11 protein-coding genes are annotated in these 9,547 nt (G+C 61.5%); 7 read left to right on the top strand and 4 right to left on the bottom strand.

From position 1 onward, the window contains the following. From VGH41_RS05570 to VGH41_RS05555, 4 genes are all read right to left on the bottom strand, one after another. A partial coding sequence (locus tag VGH41_RS05570; RefSeq protein ID WP_331596349.1) for a citrate/2-methylcitrate synthase occupies positions 1-390 on the bottom strand: 390 nt, incomplete at its 3' end. Between the two features lie 25 nt (positions 391-415). Beyond that, the gene (prpB, locus tag VGH41_RS05565) at positions 416-1,318 is read right to left on the bottom strand and encodes a methylisocitrate lyase (protein ID WP_331596348.1); all 903 of its coding nucleotides are present in this window, start codon (positions 1,316-1,318) and stop codon (positions 416-418) included. Further along, the gene (locus VGH41_RS05560) at positions 1,315-2,331 is read right to left on the bottom strand and encodes an HpcH/HpaI aldolase/citrate lyase family protein (protein ID WP_331596347.1); all 1,017 of its coding nucleotides are present in this window, start codon (positions 2,329-2,331) and stop codon (positions 1,315-1,317) included. The genes prpB and VGH41_RS05560 overlap by 4 nt, the downstream gene beginning before the upstream one ends. 98 nt (positions 2,332-2,429) lie before the next feature. Further along, positions 2,430-3,413 (bottom strand): malate dehydrogenase, encoded by a 984-nt coding sequence (locus tag VGH41_RS05555; protein WP_331596346.1) that lies wholly within the window; start codon positions 3,411-3,413, stop codon positions 2,430-2,432. 509 nt (positions 3,414-3,922) lie between these two features. Between VGH41_RS05555 and VGH41_RS05550 the strand changes: the two genes are divergently transcribed. From VGH41_RS05550 to gltA, 7 genes are all read left to right on the top strand, one after another. Further along, positions 3,923-4,723: a GntR family transcriptional regulator gene (locus tag VGH41_RS05550; protein WP_331596345.1), complete on the top strand. Its 801-nt coding sequence runs from the start codon at positions 3,923-3,925 to the stop codon at positions 4,721-4,723. Positions 4,724-4,915: 192 nt separating this feature from the next. Then, positions 4,916-5,332 (top strand): succinate dehydrogenase, cytochrome b556 subunit, encoded by a 417-nt coding sequence (gene sdhC / locus VGH41_RS05545; RefSeq protein ID WP_331596344.1) that lies wholly within the window; start codon positions 4,916-4,918, stop codon positions 5,330-5,332. Between the two features lie 4 nt (positions 5,333-5,336). Continuing rightward, complete coding sequence (gene sdhD, locus VGH41_RS05540) at positions 5,337-5,705, top strand: succinate dehydrogenase, hydrophobic membrane anchor protein (RefSeq protein WP_331596343.1); 369 nt, start codon at positions 5,337-5,339, stop codon at positions 5,703-5,705. Between the two features lie 4 nt (positions 5,706-5,709). Continuing rightward, the gene (gene sdhA, locus VGH41_RS05535) at positions 5,710-7,485 is read left to right on the top strand and encodes a succinate dehydrogenase flavoprotein subunit (protein ID WP_331596342.1); all 1,776 of its coding nucleotides are present in this window, start codon (positions 5,710-5,712) and stop codon (positions 7,483-7,485) included. A 24-nt stretch (positions 7,486-7,509) separates the two neighbouring features. Further along, entirely contained in the window at positions 7,510-8,214 is a 705-nt protein-coding gene (locus tag VGH41_RS05530) for a succinate dehydrogenase iron-sulfur subunit (protein ID WP_331596341.1), read from the top strand. A gap of 82 nt (positions 8,215-8,296) precedes the next feature. Further along, positions 8,297-8,569, top strand: coding sequence for a succinate dehydrogenase assembly factor 2 (locus VGH41_RS05525; protein ID WP_331596340.1), 273 nt, complete (start codon positions 8,297-8,299; stop codon positions 8,567-8,569). Between the two features lie 72 nt (positions 8,570-8,641). After that, positions 8,642-9,547 (top strand): citrate synthase (gene gltA / locus VGH41_RS05520; RefSeq protein WP_331596339.1); only part of this gene is annotated, 906 nt, incomplete at its 3' end.

The following is a 9,547-nucleotide window of genomic DNA, read 5'->3' as shown; positions in this document are numbered from 1 at the left end:
CTTTTCGGGCAACACGGTGCCGAGCACCGAGACGCCGGTGCGCATCACGTCCATCGGGTGCGCTGCGGCCGGAATCCATTCGAGCGCCGCCTTCACGTTCGCGGGCAGGCCGCGCAGCGCCTTGAGTTTCGTCTTGTAGGCATTCAGTTCGGCCTGCGTGGGCAGCTTCTCATGCACCAGCAGATAGGCGATTTCCTCGAATTCGCAGGTGCTGGCGAGATCCAGGATGTCGTAGCCGCGGTAGTGCAGGTCATTGCCGGTCTTGCCCACCGTGCACAGGGCGGTATTGCCAGCCGTCACGCCCGACAGCGCGACGGATTTCTTCGGTTTGAAGGCGCCGGTGGCGCCATTGCCGGTTGCTGCACCCGCAGTTTGCGTCGTCTCGCTCATCTCCAGCAATCTCCTTTGTGCCCGCTCATTTCTTCTGGTTGAACAGCGTGTCGAGTTTTTGCTCGTAAGCGTAATAACCGATGCTTTCGTACAGTTCAGCGCGCGTTTGCATGGTGTCGACCACCGCCTGCTGCGTGCCGTCGCGGCGAATCGCGCCGTACACGTTTTCAGCGGCCTTGTTCATGGCGCGGAACGCCGACAGCGGATACAGCACCAGTGACACGTCCGCGCCGCGCAGTTCATCCACCGTGAAGAGCGGTGTGGCGCCGAATTCGGTGATGTTGGCGAGGACGGGCACTTTCACCGCCTGAACGAACTGCTTGTACATGGCGAGTTCGGTCATGGCTTCCGGGAAGATCATGTCGGCGCCGGCTTCGACACAGGCCGCCGCGCGGTCGATGGCGGCTTGCAGGCCTTCCACCGCCAGTGCGTCGGTGCGCGCCATGATGACGAAATTCGGGTCCGTGCGGGCGTCGACAGCCGCCTTGATGCGGTCGACCATCTCCTCCTGCGACACGATTGCCTTGCCCGGCCGATGGCCGCAGCGTTTCGCGCCCACCTGATCTTCGATATGCATCGCGCCCGCGCCAGCCTTGGTCAGCGACTTCACCGTGCGGGCAATATTGAACGCCGACGGGCCAAACCCCGTGTCGACGTCGACCAGCACCGGCAGATCGCAGACGTCCGTGATGCGGCGCACATCGGTCAGTACGTCGTCCAGCGTTGAAATGCCGAGATCCGGCAGGCCGAGCGACCCTGCGGCCACGCCGCCGCCGGATACGTAAATGGCCTTGAAGCCTGCCCGCTTCGCAAGCAGCGCGTGATTCGCATTGATCGCGCCCACTACCTGCAGCGGCTTTTCAGCGGCCACCGCGGCGCGAAAAGCGGCGCCGGGCGTCAGGTTTGAGGCGTGCGTAGGCGTGCTCATGATGCGGACTCCCTGGTGGAACCGGCTTCAGCGAAGAGCGGCGCGGCTTCGACCGGCACGCTGCGGCCGGTCGAACGGGCTCGCCGCAGCACCGACCAGTAGTAACGGTAGCTGGCGCGGTCGTGCAGCGTGTCGTGGTGTCGTGTCGGGCCCCACTGGGCGGACTGCGCGGCCAGCAGGATTTCGGTGGCCGTCGTGATCTCGTCTTCGCGCGGCGCGAAGGCCGCGACGATAGCGGGCACCTGCGCCGGATGGATGCTCCACATCCGTGTATAGCCGAATTCGTTGCGCGCGCGGGCCGCGTCGTTGGCGACCACGCTCATCTCGCGCACTTCGGTACTGACGTTATGCGACGGCGCCTTGCCGTGCGCGTGACACGCCGCGGCGATCTCGAGCTTGGCGCGCCGCACCAGCGGATGATCGAACTGGCCGGGCGAGCGCATGGCGGTATCGGGAATCGCGCCGTCGTGCGCGGAGACGAAGTCCATCAGGCCGAAGCTCAGCGCCTCGACGCCCGACAGCGCCGCCAGATCGAACACGCGGGCCAATGCACCGTGCGTTTCGATCAGCAACTGCACCGGAACCGGCTGCGCAACGCCGAGTTCGCGACGCGTCGCCTCGATGAACGCGCACATTTCGGCGGCATCCGGGACGCTACGAATCTTCGGAAGGGTGATGTAAGCCGGCGCGCGCCTTGCAGCGCGCAGAATCAGGCGAACGTCGTCGCGCCAGTGCGCATGATGAAAGTCGTGGATCCGCACGCCGACACGGCCAAAGCGGTCGTGCTCGCTGCCCAGCAGCGATGCGACCAGCTCCGCATGCTCCGCTTCACGCCCGACCTGGGCGCCGTCTTCACAGTCGAGCGTGATATCGAATACCGGCCCGAGTTCCTGCTGCAAAGCGAGCGATTTCAACATCAGCTTCTCACTGCCGGCGTAGTGATCGCAGGCAGGCAGCACAGTGGGCGGCGCTTCGCCGTCAAACAGCACTTCGGCGGGGGTCAGGGCGCGCATCTTCAGCGTCAGGAGGGTGGTTTCTCGTGGAGGAACTGGATGTAAAAAACCGGAACCCGTCGGTGTCAACGGAGTCCCGGTCGGTCTGCATCAGGCGTTTAGCCGAGCAGATGCTGGACGCCGTCGCGCTCTTCGAGCAGCTCGTTCAACGTGGCGTCCATCTTTTCGCGCGAGAACGCGTCGATGGCGAGGCCTTCGACACGCTTGTACTCGCCGTTTTCGCACGTGACCGGCACACCGTAGATGATGTCTTCCGGAATGCCATACGAACCGTCCGACGGGATACCCATCGTGACCCACTTGCCGTTCGTGCCGAGAACCCAGTCACGCACGTGGTCGATCGCAGCGTTGGCTGCCGAGGCTGCCGACGACAGGCCGCGTGCTTCGATGATGGCTGCACCGCGTTTGCCGACCGTCGGGATGAACGTGCTGCGATTCCACTCGTCGTCGTTGATCAGCTTGGTCAGGTCCTGGCCTTCTGCCGTTGCAACGCGGAAATCCGGGTACATCGTCGGCGAGTGGTTGCCCCACACCGCCAGCTTTTCGATCGAAGCGACCGGCTTGGCCGCCTTGGCAGCCAGTTGCGACAACGCGCGGTTGTGGTCCAGACGCAGCATGGCGGTGAAGTTCTTCTTCGGCAGATCCGGGGCCGACTTCATTGCAATGTAAGCGTTGGTGTTGGCCGGGTTGCCGACCACCAGCACCTTCACGTCGCGGCTGGCGACTTCGTTGAGCGCCTTGCCTTGCACCGTGAAGATCTCGGCGTTGGCCGACAGCAGGTCCTTACGCTCCATGCCTTTCGAACGCGGACGCGCGCCGACCAGCAGGGCAATGTCGGCGTCCTTGAACGCAACCTTGGGGTCGTCGGTGATCACGACACCCGACAGCAGCGGGAATGCGCAATCATCCAGTTCCATCACGACGCCTTTGACGGCGCCTTGCGCTTGCGGCAGGTCCAGCAGTTGCAGGACGACCGGCTGGTCCTTGCCAAGCAGATCGCCATTGGCAATGCGGAACAGCAGGGAGTAAGCGATTTGACCTGCGGCGCCGGTGACGGCAACGCGCTTTGCGGGCTTAGCCATTGAGAATTCTCCAGGACGATGCGTTAGACGCTAGGGAAAACGCCATTCTATATGCGCGTTTGGCGAAGCGTTGTGAAACACGGCGGAATTCACCGTTACGCAGGGCCTCAAGCTGATATTGCAGGAGCTGAGGCCGCAAAGCGCATTGCGACAAGACCGCCATGCCGGAAACCTGTGCAGCGGAGCGAGGCACGGGAGGCACCGTGGCCGCTGCATGGTGCCGGGCTCCTGCAATGGTGCGTTTCCGAAGCGTCTGACAGCAGTGAGACGGGCGAATCGAAACCTGGATCGCATGAGAGAACAGCATGTGCAGAGTGGCCCTGGATGCACGACGACCAGCAAAGAAAACAATTAGGAACTGGCCGTCAGATAACCCGCAAACCCTTGCTCGCCCTGGAGTGTAGGAGTGGCCCAAGACAAAGTCAACATTATCTTATGTCTTATATAAGACAGATCTATTGCGGGAAAAGCTCTGGACGGCAGATGGGCCTTTATGATGAAATGCGCGCATGAATTCGAACCCGGCGAGCACTGCGAATCCTGGCGGCCCTACAGGCCCAGGTGAGAGCGTGTCCGCTACCCCACCTGCCACGTCGCCCACTTTTAGCCCCTTGTATCAGCAGATCAAGGGGCTCATTACGCAGAGCCTCGAATCGGGTGAATGGAAGCCGGGTGAAATCATTCCCAGTGAGGTAGAACTGGCCGCCCGTTTCAAGGTGAGCCAGGGGACCGTGCGCAAGGCCATCGACGAGCTGGCTGCGGACAATCTGCTGGTGCGTCGCCAGGGGAAGGGTACTTTTGTTGCGACGCACAATGAAGATCGCGCCCAGTTTCGTTTTCTCAGACTACTCGCCGATGACGGTGCGGAGCATCCGCACGTCAGCCGCCTGCTCGAATGCCGGCGCATGCGCGCCTCGGCGGACATCGCCCGTCAACTCGACCTGAAGCCTGCCGACCCGGTGGTACTGATCAAACGTCTTTTGCAGTTTGATGGTGAAATCACGGTGCTGGATGAAATCTGGTTGCCGGGCGTGGTGTTTCGCGGGCTCACCCTCGAGCGCCTGTCGGAGTACAAGGGGCCGCTCTATGCGATGTTCGAGACGGAGTTCGGAACCCGCATGATCCGGGCCTCTGAGAAGATCCGCGCGGTTGCCGCTGATCCTTCCGTCGCCGATCTGTTGCACGTGCCGCCTGGATTTCCATTGCTTTCGGTCGAGCGCGTGTCCTATACCTATGGAGATCGCCCGGTTGAAGTGCGACGTGGATGGTATGTCACAACCGGGTACTACTATCAGAACGATCTCAGCTGAACGCGGGTTGAAGTGAGGCGCCGGGTTCTAGCTGACGAGGTTTGAACAAGGGCGCTGCGCATCGTGCGTAGCGCCGCTTGATGACGCCGGTATTGCGCGCGTGGCAAAGGATCCTTGGTGTCTTTCGCTGCAGCGCGATATAAAAAGGCGCTAAAATTGCGGATTAGTGTTACTACATAGTAGGGGTCTAGCATGGCTGAAGCCGTAAAAAAACCGAGACCGGAATTCCGGAACATCGGTATCGGGCAAATATTGACGGCATATCGTCTCCCTCTAGCGGGGCGCGTGTCGATTCTCCATCGTGCAAGCGGTGGGCTGCTGTTTATATTCCTTCCGTTCCTGCTGTACCTCTTCGATCAAAGCCTTACCTCAGAGCTCAGCTTTGACGTGTTCAAGGGCTTCCTCTCCAACATCATCGTCAAGCTCATCACGCTGGTTCTGGCGTGGGCCTACATGTTCCACTTCTGCGCCGGCATCCGTTACCTCGTGATGGACGTCAATCACAGCGCGGTCACGAAGGAACGCGGCAAGCAAACCTCCATCGTCGTGTTGATCGTCTCGTCGCTGCTCACGATCGTCTTTGCGCTCAAACTCTTCGGAGCATTCTAAAAAAATGTCAGCTAATAACCGAATCGGCCCGAAGCGTCTCGTCGTCGGCGCGCACTACGGCCTGCGCGACTGGCTCGCGCAGCGCATCACCGCCACCATCATGGCGATCTACACGATCATCCTGCTCGTGTGGTTCTTCGGTGCACAAGAATTTTCGTACGACGGCTGGGCGTCGATCTTCGCGACGCAGTGGATGAAGCTCGCCACGTTCGTGACGCTGCTGTCCCTGTTCTACCACGCGTGGGTGGGTATTCGTGACATCTGGATGGACTACATCAAGCCCGCCGGTATCCGTCTGTTCCTTCAGGCCCTGACGATCGTCTGGCTGCTGGCGTGTGCCGGCTACGCTGCGCAGATTCTCTGGAGAGTATAAAAGAATGGCTGCAATCAAGACTTCTCTGCCGCGTCGCAAGTTTGACGTGGTTATCGTCGGCGCGGGCGGCTCGGGGATGCGCGCTTCGCTGCAACTGGCACGTGCCGGGTTGTCGGTGTGCGTGCTGTCCAAGGTGTTCCCGACGCGTTCGCATACGGTCGCTGCTCAAGGCGGCATCGGTGCATCGCTTGGCAATATGAGCGAAGACAACTGGCACTATCACTTCTACGACACGATCAAGGGTTCCGACTGGCTCGGCGACCAGGACGCGATCGAGTTCATGTGCCGCGAAGCCCCGAACGCTGTCTACGAACTCGAACACATGGGCATGCCGTTCGACCGTAACGCAGACGGCACGATCTATCAGCGCCCGTTCGGCGGCCACACGGCCAACTACGGCGAAAAGCCGGTGCAACGCGCCTGCGCGGCGGCTGACCGTACCGGTCATGCGCTGCTGCATACGCTGTACCAGCAGAACGTCGCAGCGAAGACGCAGTTCTTCGTCGAATGGATGGCGCTGGACCTGATCCGCGACGCCGACGGCGACGTGCTCGGCGTGACCGCGATGGAAATGGAAACGGGCGACGTCTACATCCTCGAAGGCAAGACCACCCTGTTCGCAACGGGCGGAGCAGGGCGCATTTATGCCGCTACGACGAACGCGTACATCAACACCGGTGACGGCCTGGGCATGGCCGCGCGTTCGGGCATCGCGCTGCAAGACATGGAATTCTGGCAATTCCATCCGACCGGCGTGGCCGGCGCGGGCGTGCTGATTACCGAAGGCGTGCGTGGCGAAGGCGGCATTCTGCGCAACTCGAACGGCGAGCGCTTCATGGAACGCTACGCGCCGACGCTGAAGGACCTGGCACCGCGCGACTTCGTCTCGCGCTCGATGGACCAGGAAATCAAGGAAGGCCGCGGCGTGGGTCCGAACAAGGATCACGTGCTGCTCGACCTGTCGCACATCGGCGCCGAGACGATCATGAAGCGTCTGCCGTCGATCCGCGAAATCGCGCTGAAGTTCGCGAACGTCGACTGTATTAAAGAGCCGATCCCGGTTGTGCCGACCATCCACTACCAGATGGGCGGTATCCCGACCAACATCAACGGTCAGGTCGTCGGCACGCCGAGCGGCCACGAAGAAGTGGTCAACGGCTTCTACGCAGTGGGCGAATGCTCGTGCGTGTCGGTGCACGGCGCGAACCGTCTCGGGACCAACTCGCTGCTCGACCTCGTGGTGTTCGGCCGCGCGGCCGGCAACCATATCGTCAAGCACGTGAAGGAACTGAAGGAACACAAGCCGCTGCCGGCCGACGCCGCCGACTTCGCGCTGTCGCGTCTGGCGAAGCTCGACAGCTCGTCGTCGGGCGAGTACGCGCAATCGGTCGCGAACGACATTCGCGGCACGATGCAGAAGCACGCTGGCGTGTTCCGTACGTCGGCTCTGCTGTCGGAAGGCGTGCAGGCCATCCGCGACGTGGCCGCGCGGGTCGACAACATCCACCTGAAGGACAAGTCGAAGGTATTCAACACGGCCCGTGTCGAAGCGCTCGAAGTGGCGAACCTGATCGAAGTGGCCCGCTCCACGATGGTCTCCGCCGAAGCGCGCAAGGAAAGCCGTGGCGCGCACGCGCAAAACGACTTCGAACATCGCGACGACGAAAACTGGCTGCGCCATACGCTGTGGTTCAGCGAAGGCGATCGCCTCGACTACAAGCCGGTTCACATGCAACCGCTGACTGTCGAATCGGTGCCGCCGAAAGCGCGTACCTTCTAAGGCACAAGTCAAAGGAATTAAGAAATGGCCAAGCGTACATTTGAAATTTACCGCTACGACCCGGATAAAGACGCGGCACCGCGCATGCAGACGTACGAGATCGAAATCGACTCGCAAGAGCGCATGCTGCTCGATGCGCTCGTCAAGCTGAAGGCGCTCGACGAAACCTTGTCGTTCCGCCGCTCGTGCCGTGAAGGCGTGTGCGGTTCCGATGCAATGAACATCAACGGCAAGAACGGTCTTGCGTGCCTGACGAACCTGAACGACCTGCCGCAGAAGATCGTGCTGCGTCCGCTGCCGGGTCTGCCCGTCGTGCGTGACCTGATCTGCGACTTCACGCAGTTCTTCAACCAGTATCACTCGATCAAGCCGTACCTGATCAACGACACCCCGCCGCCGGAAAAGGAACGTCTGCAGTCGCCGGAAGAACGCGACGAGCTCGACGGCCTGTACGAATGTATTCTGTGCGCGAGCTGCTCGACGTCGTGCCCGAGCTTCTGGTGGAATCCGGACAAGTTCGTCGGCCCGGCCGGCTTACTGCAAGCCTATCGCTTCATCGCGGACAGCCGCGACCAGGCGACCGGCGAGCGCCTCGATAACCTCGAAGATCCGTACCGTCTGTTCCGTTGCCACACGATCATGAATTGCGTCGACGTTTGCCCGAAGGGCCTGAACCCGACCAAGGCAATCGGCAAGATCAAGGAATTGATGGTTCGCCGCACTGTCTAGGACGAATAGCCCGGCGCTACTGGCGTTGGCTGTCTCCCCACGGGGGCGGTCATCACGCTGGGAGTGGCCGGACGCTACTGACATGAACGAAACATCGCATCAGTCCGACCCCCACCGCCGCGCGCGTCTTCGCTGGCGCGCCCGGCGGGGCCTGCTGGAAAACGATCTGATCTTCGAGCGCTTTTTCAGCCGATATGAGCATGACCTCAGCGATGCCGACGTGGGCGCACTCACCCGCCTGCTCGACCTGAGCGATAACGACCTGATGGACCTGCTGCTCGTGCGCACGGAACCAGAGGGCGATCTTGCCGACCCGGACGTGGTCCGGGTCCTGGAGTTGCTGCGCAACGCTTGAGCGCGGCCAGTCCGTTGTTGCAGGCGTGCAATTATCGAAACCCTGTACCCCTACTTCGATTGAGGATGTGCTATGACCCCGTCAGACGTTAAAGCCACGCTATCGTTCAGCGACAATTCGCCGAGCGTCGAGATGCCGATCTACAAGGGCACCATTGGCCCGGACGTAATCGACATTCGCAAACTGTACGGCCAGACCGGCAAGTTCACGTACGATCCGGGCTTCATGTCGACGGCGTCGTGCAATTCGGCGATCACCTACATTGACGGCGATAAGGGTGAACTGCTCTACCGCGGCTACGCAATCGACAACCTCGCGCAGAACGCCGACTTCCTCGAGACCTGCTATCTGCTGCTGAACGGCGAGTTGCCGACTGCCGCGCAAAAGACCCAGTTCGTCGATACCGTCACGAAGCACACGATGGTGCACGAGCAGATGCAGTTCTTCTTCCGGGGCTTTCGCCGTGACGCGCACCCGATGGCGATCCTGGTCGCGGCGGTCGGTGCGCTGTCCGCGTTCTATCACGACTCGCTGGACATCACCGATCCGCGTCACCGCGAAGTGTCGGCGATCCGCATGATCGCGAAGCTGCCGACGCTCGTCGCGATGGCGTACAAGTACAGCATTGGCCAGCCGTTCGTGTATCCGAAGAACGACCTGTCGTACAGCGCGAACTTCATGCGCATGATGTTTTCGAATCCGTGCGAGGAGTACGTGGTCAACGACGTGCTGGTGCGCGCGCTCGACCGCATCCTGATCCTGCACGCGGACCACGAGCAGAACGCGTCGACCTCGACCGTGCGTCTGGCCGGTTCGTCGGGTGCGAATCCGTTTGCATGTATCGCGGCCGGTATCGCGTGTCTGTGGGGCCCGGCGCACGGCGGCGCGAACGAAGCCGCGCTGAACATGCTGGAAGAAATCGGCTCGGTCGACAACATTCCGGAGTTCATCAAGCAGGTCAAGGACAAGAACTCGGGC

The organism is Paraburkholderia sp. (assembly GCF_036488795.1).
Lineage (GTDB): Bacteria > Pseudomonadota > Gammaproteobacteria > Burkholderiales > Burkholderiaceae > Paraburkholderia.
Note: the sequence above shows the minus strand (reverse complement) of the source record. Positions and strands in the feature narration are given on the sequence as shown.

What these genes read in the sequence shown, in the direction of transcription:
- prpB (WP_331596348.1), bottom strand. Translation starts at nt 1,318, where the DNA reads ATGAGCACGCCTACGCACGCCTCAAACCTGACGCCCGGCGCCGCTTTT.
- VGH41_RS05560 (WP_331596347.1), bottom strand. Translation starts at nt 2,331, where the DNA reads ATGCGCGCCCTGACCCCCGCCGAAGTGCTGTTTGACGGCGAAGCGCCG.
- VGH41_RS05555 (WP_331596346.1), bottom strand. Translation starts at nt 3,413, where the DNA reads ATGGCTAAGCCCGCAAAGCGCGTTGCCGTCACCGGCGCCGCAGGTCAA.
- VGH41_RS05550 (WP_331596345.1), top strand. Translation starts at nt 3,923, where the DNA reads ATGAATTCGAACCCGGCGAGCACTGCGAATCCTGGCGGCCCTACAGGC.
- sdhC (WP_331596344.1), top strand. Translation starts at nt 4,916, where the DNA reads ATGGCTGAAGCCGTAAAAAAACCGAGACCGGAATTCCGGAACATCGGT.
- sdhD (WP_331596343.1), top strand. Translation starts at nt 5,337, where the DNA reads ATGTCAGCTAATAACCGAATCGGCCCGAAGCGTCTCGTCGTCGGCGCG.
- sdhA (WP_331596342.1), top strand. Translation starts at nt 5,710, where the DNA reads ATGGCTGCAATCAAGACTTCTCTGCCGCGTCGCAAGTTTGACGTGGTT.
- VGH41_RS05530 (WP_331596341.1), top strand. Translation starts at nt 7,510, where the DNA reads ATGGCCAAGCGTACATTTGAAATTTACCGCTACGACCCGGATAAAGAC.
- VGH41_RS05525 (WP_331596340.1), top strand. Translation starts at nt 8,297, where the DNA reads ATGAACGAAACATCGCATCAGTCCGACCCCCACCGCCGCGCGCGTCTT.